This is a genomic window from Streptomyces sp. NPDC054770 (genome assembly GCF_053611985.1).
In genome coordinates, this window is sequence record NZ_JBSHBL010000058.1 from 1 (window position 1) to 15,049 (window position 15,049).

At 71.3% G+C, this 15,049-nt stretch carries 13 protein-coding genes and 1 pseudogene; 5 read left to right on the top strand and 9 right to left on the bottom strand.

Going from position 1 to position 15,049, the window contains the following annotated elements; genetic code table 11:
* On the bottom strand, nt 1–1,731 hold a 1,731-nt coding region (locus tag ACWGKQ_RS36860), incomplete at its 3' end, for an ABC transporter ATP-binding protein (protein ID WP_453296402.1).
* 87 nt (nt 1,732–1,818) lie between these two features.
* Here ACWGKQ_RS36860 and ACWGKQ_RS36865 point away from each other — a divergent pair.
* Entirely contained in the window at nt 1,819–2,061 is a 243-nt protein-coding gene (locus ACWGKQ_RS36865) for a hypothetical protein (RefSeq protein ID WP_453296403.1), read from the top strand.
* 251 nt (nt 2,062–2,312) lie between these two features.
* Here the strand turns inward: ACWGKQ_RS36865 and ACWGKQ_RS36870 are convergent, their stop codons facing one another.
* From ACWGKQ_RS36870 to ACWGKQ_RS36890, 5 genes are all read right to left on the bottom strand, one after another.
* Nucleotides 2,313–3,053 (bottom strand): FAD:protein FMN transferase, encoded by a 741-nt coding sequence (locus tag ACWGKQ_RS36870; RefSeq protein ID WP_453296455.1) that lies wholly within the window; start codon nt 3,051–3,053, stop codon nt 2,313–2,315.
* 55 nt (nt 3,054–3,108) lie between these two features.
* Nucleotides 3,109–3,900, bottom strand: a complete 792-nt coding sequence (locus tag ACWGKQ_RS36875; protein WP_453296404.1) for an FMN-binding protein — start codon at nt 3,898–3,900, stop codon at nt 3,109–3,111.
* Between the two features lie 46 nt (nt 3,901–3,946).
* The gene (locus ACWGKQ_RS36880) at nt 3,947–5,329 is read right to left on the bottom strand and encodes a ferredoxin reductase family protein (RefSeq protein WP_453296405.1); all 1,383 of its coding nucleotides are present in this window, start codon (nt 5,327–5,329) and stop codon (nt 3,947–3,949) included.
* 59 nt (nt 5,330–5,388) lie between these two features.
* Nucleotides 5,389–5,892, bottom strand: a complete 504-nt coding sequence (locus tag ACWGKQ_RS36885) for an FMN-binding protein (RefSeq protein WP_453296406.1) — start codon at nt 5,890–5,892, stop codon at nt 5,389–5,391.
* 64 nt (nt 5,893–5,956) lie between these two features.
* Complete coding sequence (locus ACWGKQ_RS36890; RefSeq protein WP_453296407.1) at nt 5,957–7,315, bottom strand: ferredoxin reductase family protein; 1,359 nt, start codon at nt 7,313–7,315, stop codon at nt 5,957–5,959.
* Between the two features lie 152 nt (nt 7,316–7,467).
* Here ACWGKQ_RS36890 and ACWGKQ_RS36895 point away from each other — a divergent pair, with 152 nt between their 5' ends.
* The gene (locus tag ACWGKQ_RS36895; RefSeq protein WP_453296456.1) at nt 7,468–8,217 is read left to right on the top strand and encodes a response regulator transcription factor; all 750 of its coding nucleotides are present in this window, start codon (nt 7,468–7,470) and stop codon (nt 8,215–8,217) included.
* Nucleotides 8,218–8,221: 4 nt separating this feature from the next.
* The gene (locus tag ACWGKQ_RS36900) at nt 8,222–9,724 is read left to right on the top strand and encodes a sensor histidine kinase (RefSeq protein WP_453296408.1); all 1,503 of its coding nucleotides are present in this window, start codon (nt 8,222–8,224) and stop codon (nt 9,722–9,724) included.
* 104 nt (nt 9,725–9,828) lie between these two features.
* Here the strand turns inward: ACWGKQ_RS36900 and ACWGKQ_RS36905 are convergent, their stop codons facing one another.
* From ACWGKQ_RS36905 to ACWGKQ_RS36915, 3 genes and pseudogenes are all read right to left on the bottom strand, one after another.
* Nucleotides 9,829–10,533, bottom strand: coding sequence for a L,D-transpeptidase family protein (locus ACWGKQ_RS36905; RefSeq protein WP_453296409.1), 705 nt, complete (start codon nt 10,531–10,533; stop codon nt 9,829–9,831).
* A 3-nt stretch (nt 10,534–10,536) separates the two neighbouring features.
* Nucleotides 10,537–11,119 (bottom strand): annotated as a pseudogene (locus ACWGKQ_RS36910) (pyridoxamine 5'-phosphate oxidase family protein).
* 119 nt (nt 11,120–11,238) lie between these two features.
* Entirely contained in the window at nt 11,239–12,105 is an 867-nt protein-coding gene (locus ACWGKQ_RS36915) for a hypothetical protein (RefSeq protein WP_453296410.1), read from the bottom strand.
* 189 nt (nt 12,106–12,294) lie between these two features.
* Between ACWGKQ_RS36915 and ACWGKQ_RS36920 the strand changes: the two genes are divergently transcribed.
* Together ACWGKQ_RS36920 and argH are read left to right on the top strand one after the other, a co-directional pair.
* Nucleotides 12,295–13,491: an argininosuccinate synthase gene (locus ACWGKQ_RS36920; protein WP_453296411.1), complete on the top strand. Its 1,197-nt coding sequence runs from the start codon at nt 12,295–12,297 to the stop codon at nt 13,489–13,491.
* 98 nt (nt 13,492–13,589) lie between these two features.
* Nucleotides 13,590–15,020, top strand: a complete 1,431-nt coding sequence (gene argH / locus ACWGKQ_RS36925; protein WP_453296412.1) for an argininosuccinate lyase — start codon at nt 13,590–13,592, stop codon at nt 15,018–15,020.
* The last annotated feature ends 29 nt before the right edge of the window (nt 15,021–15,049 follow it).

A 15,049-nucleotide genomic window follows, 5' to 3' on the forward strand; every position in this document is an offset into this window, starting at 1 on the left:
CTCGACGACCCGGCCGTGGTCGAGCACCACGATCCGGGTGGCGTCGCGGACGGCGGCCGGCTGGTGCGAGACGACCACGGTGGTCCGCCCGGCCATGAGCCGGCGCAGCGGTTCCATGACCCGCCGCGCCGAGCGGGCGTCGAGTCCGGCGGTCGGCTCGTCCAGGAGCAGCACCGGCGCGTCCCGGATCATCGCCCGGGCGATCGCCAGCCGCCGGCACTGTCCGCCGGAGAGTGTCCGGCCGCGCTGTCCGACGAGCGTGGCGTAGCCGTCCGGGAGCCGCTCGATGAACTCGTCGGCGTCGGCGCCCCGGGCCGCCGCGACGATCTCCGCCTCCGTGGCCGCCGGCCGGCCGTAGGCGATGTTCTCCCGCACGGTGCCGTGGAAGACGAGCGTCTCCTGCAACACCACGGCGATGTTCTCCCGGACGTCGGTCAGGCTGAGTTCGCGCAGATCGGCCCCGTCGAGACGGACCGCGCCCCGGTCGGGGTCGTAGAACCGCAACTGCAGCTTCGCGAGCGTGGACTTGCCCGCCCCGCTCGCCCCGACCAGCGCCAGCGTCTCCCCGGGAGCCGCCCGGAAGGACACGTCCGACAGCGCCCAGGCCGCCGTACCGGGATAGCGGAACCACACCCCGTCGAACTCCACCGCACCCCGGGCCCGGCGGATCCGCCGGGCCCCGGGCGCCTCGGTCACCTGGGGCCGTTCGTCGAGCAGTTCGATGATCCGTTCCGCGGCGGCGGAGGCCGAGTAGAAGGTGGAGCCGAGCCCGGACAGCCCGTGGACCGGGCTGTACAGCTTGCCGATCAGCGCGAGGAACACCAGCAGTCCGCCCAGCGTGAGCTGGCCCTGGGCCAGCTTCCAGGTGCCGAGCGCCAGTACCGCGAGGCCGCCCGCCACCTCCACGAACTCGACCACGGGTGCGTACACCGCGTGGATCCGCGCCGAGGCCATCGCCGCCCGGAACCGGCCGGTGTTCTCCCGCTCGAAGCGGCCCGCCTCCCACGCCTGCCGGTTGTACGCCTGCACCAGTACGACGTTGCCCAGCGACTCCTCGGCGATCGCGCCGAGCGCCCCGCCGCGGCGCCTGCGCTCCCGTGAAGCGGCCCTGACCAGCCGCGAGAAGCGCCGGGCCGCGGCCCAGAAGAGCGGTACGACGACGAGGGCGAGCAGGGTCAGGTCCCAGCGGAGGTAGACCAGCAGGCCGAGGTAGACGCCCAGGCTGATCACGTAGTAGAGGGCGTCCGCGACACCCGAGAGCAGGAACGTCTCCACCGCGTCGACATCGCCCGTGACCCTGGACAGCACGTCCCCGAGCCGTCGCCGTTCGAAGAAGCCGAGCGAGAGCCCCTGGACATGCCGGAACACCTCGGAGCGCAGCGTGAGCAGGAAGCGTTCGCCGACCCAGGTGGACGTCACGTCGTCGGCGAAGCCGAGGGCACCGGAGCAGAGGACGAGGCCCAGATAGGCGGGCGCGATCCACAGCAGAGGCCGCAACTGCCGGGCGACGAGTACGTCGTCGACGACGAACTTGAAGAGCCAGAGCTCCGCGGCGTCGACGGCGGGGGAGGTCAGGCCCAGCAGGACGAGCGGTACCAGCCAGCGGCGGGCGCCTCGGGTGTACGGCCAGAACCGCCGGAAGACCTCGCGCGGCGGGACCGGGGGAGCGGCCGCGACCACGGTGTCGGTGGGTTCGCCGAAGGACAGCAGACGCCGCAGTACATGCGCCATGACAGGGTTCCTGGGAGACCGACGGCGAAGCGGACCGGCTGACCCGTGGCCGGTCCGCTCCGCCTTCAGGTGTGGTCAGTAGCGGCCGTGGTCGTGCCGGTCGCCGTGGTCGTGCCGGTGACCGTGACGGTCGTTGCGGTCATGATCGTGACCGTGGTCGTGACCGTGACCGTGGTCGTGGCCGTGACGGTCGCCGTGATCGCGGTCGCGGTCCCGATGGTTGAACGGCATGAGGTTGCTGAAGACGGCCATGGTGTTCCTCCCGAAACTTGCTTCACAGGGGGTACGGCCGAAAGGGAGGGATGGATGGCGTTTTGCGGGACAAAATGAAAAAAATTGCGGCGACAGTTCGACTACGGGCCGGCGGGGGTTGCTCGCGCAGTTCCCCGCGCCCCTGACGGGGCGCTCCCCAGCCGTGCCCCGCATAGCCGAAGGCGCTGGTCGCGCCCACGCGGCGGAGCCGCACATCAGATACAGCCCCGCGCCCCTGAAAACCTAACTGCGGGCAGGCGTGCCGCAGGGCGGCACGGGTGGGCGCAGCGGCACCCTGCAAGCGCCGGTAAGCGTCCCCACCCCCCACCTCAGCCCAGACGCGCGGCCAGTCCCCCGGTGCAGCGCACCTCGTCGCCGGCCGTGATCAGCAGCCCTTCCACGTCCGGCAGCGACTCCAGCCAGGACAGCCCGGCCCGCGACCCCATCGCGAACGCCGCCGTGGCCCAGCAGTCCACCCACGTGAGCCGAGGGCCCACCACCGTCACCGCCACCAGGTCCGTCACCGCCGACTTGCCCGTCCGCGGATCGACGATGTGGGCGCCCCGTTCCGCCGTACCGGACGTGGCGACCGACAACTCCTCCACCCCCGCCGCCGAGATCACCGCCGCCAGCCCACCCGGGCGCAACGGATCGGCGATCCCCACCCGCCACGCCCGCGTGGGCTCCGGCGCGCCGAACATCTGGACGTCGCCGCCGCCGTTCACGCTCACCCCGCTCACCCCGGGCACCCGCGTCAGCGTCTGCGCCGCCCGCTCGGCGGACCAGCCCTTCACGATCCCGGTGGGATCGAGCCGGCCCCGGTAGCGCGTGCTGAACCAGCCGTCGCTCACCCGCTCCGCCTCGGCCGCCAGCTCCAGCACCTCGGCCACCTCGGGATCGCAGTCGGCGACGCCGATCTCCTCCCGCGCCAGCCGCGACACCTGGCTGTCCTCGCGGTACGTGCTGAACACCTCGTCGACCCGGTGCAACCCGGCGACCGCCTCTTCGAGGGCCGCCCGTACGGCATCCGGATCCCCGCCGCGGACGTCGAAGGAGAAGACGGTCCCCATGACCTCCTCCGCATGACGCACCGCGGCGGGAGCTTCCGCGGACTCGGCCACGGCCTCAGCCACCGGCCTGGTCCAGCGCCGACTGGAGCGACTGCTTGTAGCCGGTGCTGGTGTAGGTGGCGCCGGAGACGGAGTCGATGGTGGCGTTCCCGGCCGCCACCGCCTCCTGGTTGAGCTTCGGGACGGAGAGCGCGGTCTTCTGGTCGCTGGTGCCGCCGCTGGGCGCCTGCACCGCCTCCGCCTTGGTGATCTTCCCGCCGGAGACGGTGATCCGGACCTGGACCGGCCCGTACTGGGTCTGCGCGACCTGCCCGGTCACCGTCTTGGCCTGCGCCTGCGCGGACCCCGAGGACGAGGAGGACGAGCCCGACGAAGACGAAGAAGAAGCGCTCGCTTCCTTCATCTTGTCCAGCGCCGACTGCAGCGACTGCTTGTACCCGGTGCTCGTGTACGTCGCCCCGGAGACCGAGTCGATGTTCGCGCTCTGCGCCGCCACCGTCTCCTTGTTGAGCTGCGGCACCGACAGGGCGGTCTTCTGGTCGCTGGTGCCGCCCTTTGGCGCCTGGATCGCCTGGGCCTGGGTGATCTTCCCGTTGGCGACGGTCAGCCGGACCTGCACGACCCCGTACTGCGTCTGGGTCGCGTCCCCGTCCACCGTCGTGCTCCCGGCGGCCCCGGTGCCGCCCTGCGGCGACTCCTGTCCCGCCGCCGCGGCCGACGGGGCCGCGCCCGCCGCCGACGCGGACGCCGGGTCCGACGACGGCTTCAGCGACAGCAGCAGCACGACACCGGACACGGTCGCCGCAGTGGCCAGCACCACACGCCTGATGGGGTGACTCTTCCTCATCGCTTTCGAACTCCCGATTCCCTGGATTCCCGTGTGGTCCCGTCGCTCACATCTCGAACGACTCGTGATGGATGCGGCGGGCGGGAACCCCCGCGCCGCGCAGTGCTTCGTACACGCCCTGCGCGAACCCGGGCGGGCCGCACATGAAGACGTCGTGGTTGTCGATGTCCGGGATCTTCCGCTGGAGGTTCTCCGCGGAGATGTCCGGCCGCTCGCCCTCCGGGCTGTTGACCGCGTACATCAGCCGGGCCCCGCGCTCGTTGGCGATCTTCGCCAGTTCGTCCCAGAGGGCCAGGTCCTGCGTGGTGTTGGCCCGGTAGAGCAGGGTCAGGTCGCCCGCGGCGCCGGGCAGCGTCTCGAACAGCGCCCGCATGGGCGTGATCCCGACGCCGCCCGCCACCAGCAGGACCTTGCCGCGGCTGCGCCGGGACGCGGTCATCGCCCCGTACGGCCCTTCGGCCCACACCCTGGTACCGGGCCGTAGTTCGCGCAGCCGCGCGCTGTGGTCGCCGATCGCCTTGACGGTGATCCGCAACATGTCGGGGCGGGGTGCCGCCGACAGGGAGTACGGGTGCGAGCTGAACCGCATCCCGGGGGCCATGAACCGCCAGCGGAAGAACTGGCCGGCCTCCGCGCCCATCCGGTGCAGCTTGCGCCCGCCGATCAGCACCGACACGATGCCCGGCGTCTCCTCGATGACCGCCTCGACCCGCATCCGGTGCCGCAGGTTGAGCCGGATCGGGGTGAGGATCCGGTACCAGACGACCAGCGCGGTGACGATGCCGTACAGCCCGTACCAGAAGGTCTTGGCCATCGGGGTGAGGGCGAAGTCGTTGCCGGTGGTGATCTGGTGCCAGAAGGTCAGGAACACCGCCGCGTAGGTCAGCAGGTGCACGTGGTACCAGGTGTCGTACGGCATCCGGCGCCGCACCGGCCCGATCGAGGTCAGGCCGATGACCACGAACAGGCCGGTGCCGATGGCCGCCTTGCCCATGTCGGGGAGCTGGTTCACGGAGTCGATGGTCTGCTGGACGATGTCGTTCAGCGTCTTGCCGGCCTGCAGCGCGTAGCCCCACATGATGAGGAAGACGTGCGCGAAGACCAGGCAGAGCGTGTAGCGGCCGCTCATCGCGTGCCAGCGGGCGACGCGGTCGGAGCCGACCCGGCGCTCCAGCGCGGGCACCCGGGCCATCTGGAGCACCACCAGTGCCATCAGATAGCCCGCCAGCAGGCCGGTGATCCGGCCCGCGTTGAGGATCTTGCCGTTCTGGTCGGCGATGGACGGGGTGTTGTGCCACCACAGCCACAGCACGGCCGCCGCGCCCGCCCATACGGCGAGCAGCAGCGGAACTGCCGGGGAGCGGCGCGGGCGGATGCGGCGCATCGTCTGTCGTCGGGCGGCACGTCCGCCTGCGAGCGTGGTGGTCACGGTTCCTCCGTAGGGAATTGACCCTTGGCCCACAGATACGTGCCGTACTGCCCGAGTGTTCAGAGACCTGCGGAGTCCAGTGCGGACTGGAGTGACTGCTGGTATCCCTGGCTGGTGTAGGTGGCCCCGGAGACGGTGTCGATGCTCGCGCTCTGCGCCGCCAGTGCCTCGCTGCGCAGCTCTGGCAGGGCGTAGCTGTTGATCTGCTGGTCCCGGGGGTTGTCCTGCGGGTACTGGAGCGCTGTGACGTCGGTGATCCTGCCGCTCTTGATGGTCACCTTCACCTGGACGGGGCCCCAGCGGGTCTGGACGGTGTCCCCGGTGACGGTCCTGGTGCCGGTGCTGCTGCTCCCGGACTTGCCCGAGCTGCTGGAGCTGCCCGAGCCGCTGCTCGCGCCCGGTGAGGCGCTCGCGGCGGCCGACGGGGCGGGGGCCGTCGAGCCGGCGATCACGGTCGGGGCGGTGTGCGGCTTCAGCGCCAGCAGCATCACTATCCCGGAGACGGTGGCGGCACTCGCCAGCATGATGCGGCGCAGCGGCCGGTTCTTGTTCAGTGCGTGCACGACAGGCGCCTCGCAGCTCTCACGGATCCCACAGCTCCCACAGCTCCCACAGCTCTCACAGCTCTCACAGTTCGAATGACTCGTGGTGGATACGGCGGTCCGGCACCCCGGCGGCGCGCAGCGCCCCGTACAGCTCCTGCGCGAAGCCGTGCGGACCGCAGATGTACACGTCGTAGCCGGCGAGGCCCGGGAAGGTCGCCCGCAGCGACTGTGCCGTCAGGGCGGGGCGCTCGCCCCGCGGGCCGTTGAGGGCGTACAGCACCTGGGCCCCGCGCCAGCGTGCGATCGCCTCCAGTTCGCCGCCCAGCGCCAGGTCCGCGGCGGTGCGCGCCCGGTAGAGCAGCGTGACCTCGCCGGGCAGCGTCTCGAAGAGCGCCCGCAGCGGGGTGACGCCGACGCCGGCCGCGATCAGCAGGGTCCGGTGACTGCCGGCCCGGTCCGCGGTGAGGGCGCCGTACGGGCCCTCCGCCCACACCCGGGTACCGGGGCGCAGCAGCGCCACGGCCGTACTGTGGTCTCCGAGCGCCTTGACCGTGATCCGCAGCAGGTCGCCGCGCGGCGGCGCCGACAGCGAGTACGGCGTGGACGCCCAGCCCATGCCGTCGCCGCCGAAGAAGCGCCAGCGGAAGAACTGCCCGGCCTGCGCGCCCAGTTCCCCGATCCGCCGGCCCTGGACGACGACCGAGTACACGCCCGGCGCCTCCTTCTGCACGGAGTGCACGCGCAGCCGGTGCCGGAGGTTGAGCCGCACGGGCGCCAGGATCCGGAACCACAGCACCAGCGCCGCGACCCCCAGGTACAGCGCGTACCAGAAGGCGGTGGCGACCGGCTTGCCGTTGAAGTCGTTGCCCAGCGTCAGCTGGTGGAAGAAGGCCAGGAAGACGGCCGCGTAGGTGAGCAGGTGGACGTAGTACCAGAACTCGTAGCTGGTACGACGGCGCGCCGCGCGCATCGAGGTGATGCCGACGGCGAAGAGGATCACCGTCCCGGCGGTCGCCTTCAGCATGTCGGGGTAGTCCAGGACGACGTTCAGCGTCTCGTGGACGATCGAGGCGTGGTCCTGGGCCGCGTACCCGGTGAGGATCAGCACGATGTGCGCGACCAGCAGACAGACCGTGTAGCGGCCGGCCATCGCGTGCCACCGCGCCACCCGGTCGGAGCCGACCCGGACCTCCAGCAGCGGCACCCGGGCCATCAGGCCGACCAGCACCGCGCAGGAGTATCCGCACAGCAGACCGGCGATCCGCCCGGCCCCGGTGAGCCAGCCCGCCGTACCCACGACCGAGCCGGTGTCCGACCACCACAGCAGGACCACGGCCGCCGCCCCGGCCCACAGCAGGGCGAGCACGGCACCCGCGGGGGAGCGGCGCGTGGCCACGGCGGGCACGGCGGGTGCCCTGCGCCGTTCGTCCACGGTCGTCATGAGGGGGGTCCTTTCTCCGTTCTGTGCCGCCACTGTGCAGCCCGAACCTCTGAGGGACCTATCAGTCCCCGCCCCGCTCAGCGCACTCAGAGCAAACTCAGAGCACCCGGGGTCCCCCCTCGTCTCCCGCAGGAGCGATGCTGGTAGACGCGATGAACACGACCCGCTCCGGCCGCCCCGCCCTCACCCGACCCGACGGCACCCCGCTCCGCGTCCTCGTCGTCGACGACGACCCCGACCTCGCGGAGGTGCTCACCGGTGCCCTGCGCTACGAGGGCTGGGAGGTCCGCGAGGCCGGCGACGGCGCGGCCGCGCTGGCCGCGGCCCGGGAGCTGCTGCCGGACGCGGTGGTCCTCGACGTGATGCTCCCGGACACCGACGGCTTCGCCGTGCTCCGCTCGCTGCACCAGGTCAAGCCGGACGTCTGCGTGCTCTTCCTCACCGCCCGGGACGCCGTCGAGGACCGCATCGCCGGCATCACCGCGGGCGGCGACGACTACGTCACCAAGCCGTTCAGCCTGGAGGAGGTGGTCGCCCGGCTGCGCGGCCTGCTGCGCCGCGCCGGCATGGCCCGCCAGCAGGAGGACGGCCCCCGGCTGGTCGTCGGCGAGCTGACCATGGACGAGGAGGCCCGCGAGGTCACCCGGGCGGGCGAGCTGATCGAGCTCTCCCCGACCGAGTTCGAACTCCTCCGCTTCCTGATGCGCAACCCGCGCCGCGTCCTCAGCAAGGCCCAGATCCTCGACCGCGTCTGGTCCTACGACTTCGGCGGCCGTGCCCATGTCGTCGAGCTGTACATCTCCTACCTGCGCAAGAAGGTGGACGCGGGCCGCGAACCCATGATCCACACGGTCCGCGGCGCGGGCTACGTCCTCAAACCGGTGCCGCAGGTGTCCAGGTGACCAGGTGACCAGGGTGAATCTCCTACGACGGCTACGGCTACGGCTACGGCACCTGCCCCGCCCCCGCACCCTCCGCGCCCGCCTCACCGCGGGCCTGGTGGTGCTGCTGGCGGTGAGCTGCGCGGCCGTGGGCGTCGCCGCGGTGGTCGAACTGGACGGTTTCCTCACCGGGCGCCTGGACCAGCAGCTCCAGCAGACCGGTCCGAGTTTCCCGCAGTCCCTCGAACACGGGAAGTTCAAGCCCAGCGACCGGGACGGCGACGAGCACGGGGACACCCGCCGCCAGGCCACCGGCACCTTCGGCGCCCGACTGCTCAAGGGCCGGGTCACCAACGCGGCCCTGATCCCCTCCGGGGCCGACCCGGACCTGACCGTCGCCCTCACCGGCCACGACCGAGCGGCCCTCGCGGCACTGCCGGTGGACGGCCGCGGCCACACGGTCCGCCTCTCCTCGATCGGCGCCTACCGCCTCCTGGCCTGGACCGGCCGCGACGGCGACATCCTGGTCACCGGCCTGCCCCTGGAGCCGGTACGGGCCACCGTGCACCGCCTGGAACTGGTCGCCGCCGGCGTTTTCGGCCTCGCTCTCGCCGTGGCCGGGGTGGCCGGCGCCCTCTGGGTCCGTTGGTCCCTGCGCCCGCTGAGCCGTGTCGCGGACACCGCCACCCGGGTCAGCGAACTCCCGCTCGCCAGCGGCGAGGTGGCCCTGCCGCCGCGCGCCCCCGAGTCCGACCCGCGCAGCGAGGTCGGCCGGATGGCCACCGCCTTCAACCGCATGCTGGGCCACGTCGAGGACGCGCTCACCAAACGCCATGCCAGCGAGGAACGCCTGCGCACCTTCGCCGCCGACGCCAGCCACGAACTGCGCACCCCGGTCGCCTCGGTCCGCGGCCACGCGGAACTGGCGCTGTTCCACCCGGGCCCGGTACCCCCCGAGGTCACCCGGGCCTTGCACCGCATCGCCGCCGAGTCCTCCCGCATGGGTGAGATGGTCGACGACCTCCTCCTCCTGGCCCGCCTGGACGCCGGCCGACCCCTGGAGAGCCACCCGGTCGACCTCACCCACCTCGTCCTGGACGCGGTCACCGACGCACGAGCCACCGGCCCCGACCACCGCTGGACCCTCGACCTCCCCGAAGAGCCGGTGACGGTGACGGGCGACAGCCACCGCCTCCAGCAGGTGCTGGCCAACCTGCTGGCCAACGCGCGTCTGCACACCCCCGCCGGCACGAAGGTGACGGTGACCCTGGAGACGGACGGCACAGCCGCGTCCCTCCAGGTCCACGACGACGGCCCCGGCATCCCGCCGGACATCCAGCCCGGCGTCTTCGAACGCTTCACCCGGGCAGAACACCGCCGCCGCCCGGACGCCCCCGGCGGCGGAGCGGGCCTGGGCCTGTCGATCGTGTCGGCGGTGGTGGAGGCACACGGGGGGACGGTGACGCTGGAGAGCACTCCAGGGTCAACGACGTTCACCGTGAAGCTGACGGCAACCGTCACCCCCTAGGGGCGCGGGGCTGTATCAATTTGCGGCTCCGCCGCGTGGGCGCGCTCAGCCCACGACGGCCCGCACACGCCACCACACCGCACCCCGACGGCGCAACCGCACCCTCAATACCGGGTAAGAGCCGTATCCCCGCCCACCGTCCCGATGGCAATATGCGGCCCCTTCTTCGGATCCGCCCACTGGAGAATCCGCCGCATCGCATCCTCCGGCACCGAGACGCACCCGGCCGTAGCCCCCGCCCCGTTGACATGCAGGAAGATCCCGGCCCCCCGCCCCCGCACCGGCTGCTGGTAGTTGAACCCGACGACCAGCGCGTACGCGTACTGCGACGTGTACGCCGACAGCTTCTCCGCCTCGGCGGCCCGGCAGTCGGCCGGCAGCGGCTCGACCCAACGGTTGTAGGAGGTCGAGTCGTTGTCCTGGCACCACCACGAGTCCGCCGTCACCGGCCGGTACTCGACGGCGGTCCCGGCAGGTGCCGCCTGGAGGCCGAACCCGAACGGAAGGTCGTACAGCCCCGTCGGCGTCGTATTCGTACCCTGCTGCCGTTCGGCGCCCTCGACCAGCCCCTTCGCGCCGAACCGCGCGGCGGTCGACCCCACCTGCACCCATTCCCCGTCCCGCCGCTCCCACCAGGTCAGGGTCCCCGACGTCGAGCTCAGGGCCGACGCCTCGGCAGTGATCAGCTGGGTGCCGCCGCCCGTGTCGGCCATGCTCGCGGGCAGCGGTGAGGCGTCGCCGCCTCCCGGTGCCGCGCCGAGCAACAGCAGGGACGCGGAGACAACAGTGACGACGACGCCTGGACGCATGGCTCAGACGGTAGACGGAGGCAGCGGCAACGGCAGCCCGGGTAGGCCGTCCAGGCTCACCGCGATGTGGTCCTTCTTCTCGAAGTACGCGCTCAGCGTGACGTCGTCCTCGCGCGCGAAGCGCTTCCCGTGCAGCTCGCGGTCGGCCTCGTACGCCATGTAGGGGACCGCGTAACCACAGCTGTCGCGAATGAGTTCGGCGTGTACGACGATGATCGCGCGCAGGCCGTGCCGGGTCGGGTCGATGTCCGGGAAACGGGTGAGCAGTTCCCCGAAACGGGGGTCGTCGCGGAAGAGCGCCTCACCGCGCCCGTGCACCCGCACGATGTTCGGCGGGCCCTGCACACCACATCAGGGTGATGCGTCCGTTCTCCCGCAGATGGGCGATGGTTTCGGCGTTGGAGCCGGCGAAGTCCAGGTAGGCGAGGGTGAGTTCGTCGACCACCGCGAAGGAGCCCCGCAGGCCCTTCGGGGAGAGGTTGACCGTGCCGTCGCCCGCGAGCGGGGCGGTGGCGGTGAAGAACAGGGGCTGTTCCTCGATGAACGTGCGGAGCCTGCCGTCGATGCGCTCATAGGTCTTTCCCATACCTGGAAATTATCGGCGCAGTTACTTCGCACGTCTAAGGGATTCCGGGATCCGGACGGGTCCCACTGCGGCCGCCCCGGCCGGCGCTGTACACGGGGCGGCCACAGCTGCCTGTCACGTCACTTGGTGAGCGTGCAGGCGGCCAGGGAGTCGAGGCCGGTCGGCTTGGTCGACGTCCGGCCGATCGCGATGGCGATCCGGTCGATGGTCGACTTCCGCTTGTCCTCCAGCGGGCCGAGGATCGCGTTCTGCACGAAGTTCGGGCCGCCCTGGCCGACCGTGGTCTGGAGCCGGTTGTTGGCCTCGGAGATCTGCGTCTGGAGCAGGGTGAGGTTGCGGTCGACCTCCGCCTGCGCGGACGCGGGGATCGCCGGCAGCTGGGAGGCGACGTCCGGGCAGGTGATGGTGCCGACGGCGCTGGTGCTCGTGCTCGTGCTGCCGGTGCTGCCCGTCGACTGCTGGGTCGCGGCCGTGCTGGGCGCGGCCGAGGAGGTACCCGTCGCCGTACCGCTGCCCGTGTTCGTGCTCGTCCCGCTCGCGTTCAGGGTGCAGGCCGCCAGCGAGTCCAGGCCGGTCGGCTTGGTGGAGGTACGGCCGATCGCGATGGCGATCCGGTCGATGGTCGACACCCGCTTGTCCTTGAGGGGGCCGAGGATCGCGTTGTTCACGAAGTTCGGGCCGCCCTGGCCCACCGTGTCGACCAGCCGCTTGTTGGCCTCGGTGATCTGCGTCTGGAGGAGCGTGAGGTTGCGGTCGACCTCGGCCTTCGCGGAGGCGGGCACCGCAGGCAGCTGGGAGGCGACGTCCGGGCAGGTGATGGTCCCGGGCGAGGCGGCGAAGGTGCGCGCGTTGCTCGTGCCACTGCTCTTGCTGGGCGTACCGGCGAGGGCCGAACCGGCGATGACCGCACCGGAGAGCGCCACGGCGACAGCGCCGCCGACGAGCACGACGCGACGCTTGTTGTACTTAGGAAGAGCCCTGGACATGCGGATGCCTCACTTGGGTCAGAGGTGGGTTTACAAACGCGGCGCCGGCGTTCAGGGATGGGTACGAGAAAGCGGTTTCGTTTGTTCAAACCTTTTTCATATCCGTCTGCCGAACTCCGTCGGATTGACGAATCATGCAGAGCTCTGCATACTCATGCATAGCAAGTGGATGTACGGGAGGAGGGACCCATGACCGAGCGCGTCGTACTCGCCTACTCCGGCGGGCTGGACACCTCCGTCGCCATCGGCTGGATCGCCGAGGAGGCGGGCGCCGAGGTCATCGCCGTCGCGGTGGACGTCGGCCAGGGCGGCGAGGACCTGGACGTCATCCGCAAGCGCGCCCTGGCGTGCGGCGCGGTCGAGGCCGAGGTCGCCGACGCCAGGGACGAGTTCGCCGAGGAGTACTGCCTCCCGGCGATCAAGGCCAACGCCCTCTACATGGACCGCTACCCGCTGGTCTCCGCCCTCTCCCGGCCGGCGATCGTCAAGCACCTGGTCGCCGCGGCCCGCAAGCACGGCGCCGGCACGGTCGCCCACGGCTGCACCGGCAAGGGCAACGACCAGGTCCGCTTCGAGGCCGGCATCGTCGCCCTCGCCCCCGACCTGACCTGCATCGCCCCGGTCCGCGACTACGCGATGACCCGCGACAAGGCCATCGCCTTCTGCGAGGCGAAGCGCCTCCCGATCGCGACCACCAAGAAGTCCCCGTACTCCATCGACCAGAACGTCTTCGGCCGCGCCGTCGAGACCGGTTTCCTGGAAGACATCTGGAACGGCCCGATCGAGGACATCTACGAGTACACCCAGAACCCGGCCACCCCGCGCGACCCCGACGAGGTGGTCATCACCTTCCAGGCGGGCGCCCCGGTCGCGATCGACGGCAGGCCCGTCACCGTCCTCCAGGCGATCCAGGAGCTCAACGAGCGCGCCGGCGCCCAGGGCGTCGGCCGGATCGACATGGTCGAGGACCGCCTGGTCGGCATCAAATCCCGCGAGGTGTACGAGGCGCCGGGCGCGATCGCGCTCATCACCGCCCACCAGGAACTGGAGAACGTCACCGTCGAGCGCGAACTCGCCCGCTACAAGCGGCAGGTGGAGCAGCGCTGGGGCGAACTCGTCTACGACGGCCAGTGGTTCTCCCCGCTCAAGCGCGCCCTGGAGGGCTTCGTCGAAGAGGCGAGCCAGCACGTCTCCGGTGACATCCGCATGACGCTGCACGGCGGCCGCGCGGTCGTCACCGGCCGCCGCTCCGACTCCTCCCTCTACGACTTCAACCTCGCCACCTACGACACCGGCGACTCGTTCGACCAGGCCGCGGCCAAGGGCTTCATCGACATCTACAGCCTGTCGTCGAAGATCGCCGCGCAGCGTCAACTGCGGGCGTAGCCCGACGTGACCTGGCCCAAGCAGTAGCGTGACGACCGCCTCCCCGTTCATGGCCGGGGAGGCGGTGCCACATCCGTATCTCTCTAGGAGCAACGCAAGTGAGCAGCAACAGCGGTGACGTACGGCTCTGGGGCGGCCGTTTCGCCGACGGTCCCGCCGAGGCCCTGGCGAAGCTGTCCGCGTCCGTCCACTTCGACTGGCGGCTCGCGCCCTACGACATCGCCGGCTCGCGTGCCCACGCGCGCGTGCTGCACAAGGCGGGCCTGCTCACCGAGGACGAACTGACCCGGATGATCGAGGGCCTCGACCAGCTCGAGGCCGACGTCGCCGCGGGCACCTTCATCGGCACGATCGCCGACGAGGACGTGCACACCGCCCTGGAGCGCGGCCTCCTGGAACGCCTCGGCCCCGACCTCGGCGGCAAGCTGCGCGCCGGCCGCTCCCGCAACGACCAGGTGGCGACCCTCTTCCGGATGTACCTGCGGGACCACGCCCGCGTCATCGGCGGCCTCATCGCCGACCTCCAGGACGCCCTGATCGGCCTGGCCGAGGCCCACCCGGACGTGGCGATGCCCGGCCGCACCCACCTCCAGCACGCCCAGCCGGTCCTCTTCGCCCACCACGTCCTGGCCCACGTCCAGTCCCTGACCCGGGACGCGGAGCGGCTGCGCCAGTGGGACGAGCGCACGGCGGTGTCCCCGTACGGCTCCGGCGCCCTCGCCGGCTCCTCCCTCGGCCTGGACCCGGAGGCGGTCGCCGCCGACCTCGGCTTCGAGCACGGCAGCTCCGCGAACTCCATCGACGGCACGGCCTCCCGCGACTTCGTGGCGGAGTTCGCCTTCATCACCGCGATGATCGGCGTGAACCTCTCCCGGATCGCCGAGGAGATCATCATCTGGAACACGAAGGAGTTCTCCTTCGTGACCCTGCACGACGCCTTCTCCACGGGCTCGTCGATCATGCCCCAGAAGAAGAACCCGGACATCGCGGAGCTGGCCCGCGGCAAGTCCGGCCGCCTGATCGGCAACCTGACCGGCCTGATGGCCACCCTCAAGGCCCTCCCGCTCGCCTACAACCGCGACCTCCAGGAGGACAAGGAGCCGGTCTTCGACTCCTGCGACCAGCTGGAGGTCCTGCTCCCCGCCTTCACCGGCATGATGGCCACCCTCACCGTCAACCGCGAGCGCATGGAGGAACTGGCCCCGGCCGGCTTCTCCCTCGCCACCGACATCGCCGAGTGGCTGGTCAAGCAGGGCGTCCCGTTCCGCGTCGCCCACGAGGTGGCCGGCGAGTGCGTCAAGGCGGCAGAGGCCGAGGGCAAGGAACTGGACGAGCTGACCGACGACCAGTTCGCGAAGATCAGCGCCCACCTGACCCCGGAGGTGCGGACGGTTCTCAACGTCCCGGGCGCCCTTGCCTCCCGCAACGGCCGTGGCGGTACGGCACCGAGCGCGGTGGCAGTGCAGCTGGCGGAGGTCAAGGCGGACGTGGCGGCACAGCACGGCTGGGCGGCGGCCAGGACGGCCTAGCCCAGCGCATCCTGAAGGGCCCGGACACG

Bases quoted from the DNA above. Each gene is read 5' to 3' on its own strand.
- ACWGKQ_RS36915 (WP_453296410.1), bottom strand. From the start codon at position 12,105: ATGTCCAGGGCTCTTCCTAAGTACAACAAGCGTCGCGTCGTGCTCGTC.
- ACWGKQ_RS36875 (WP_453296404.1), bottom strand. From the start codon at position 3,900: ATGAGGAAGAGTCACCCCATCAGGCGTGTGGTGCTGGCCACTGCGGCG.
- ACWGKQ_RS36895 (WP_453296456.1), top strand. From the start codon at position 7,468: ATGAACACGACCCGCTCCGGCCGCCCCGCCCTCACCCGACCCGACGGC.
- ACWGKQ_RS36870 (WP_453296455.1), bottom strand. From the start codon at position 3,053: ATGGGGACCGTCTTCTCCTTCGACGTCCGCGGCGGGGATCCGGATGCC.
- ACWGKQ_RS36890 (WP_453296407.1), bottom strand. From the start codon at position 7,315: ATGACGACCGTGGACGAACGGCGCAGGGCACCCGCCGTGCCCGCCGTG.
- ACWGKQ_RS36920 (WP_453296411.1), top strand. From the start codon at position 12,295: ATGACCGAGCGCGTCGTACTCGCCTACTCCGGCGGGCTGGACACCTCC.
- ACWGKQ_RS36905 (WP_453296409.1), bottom strand. From the start codon at position 10,533: ATGCGTCCAGGCGTCGTCGTCACTGTTGTCTCCGCGTCCCTGCTGTTG.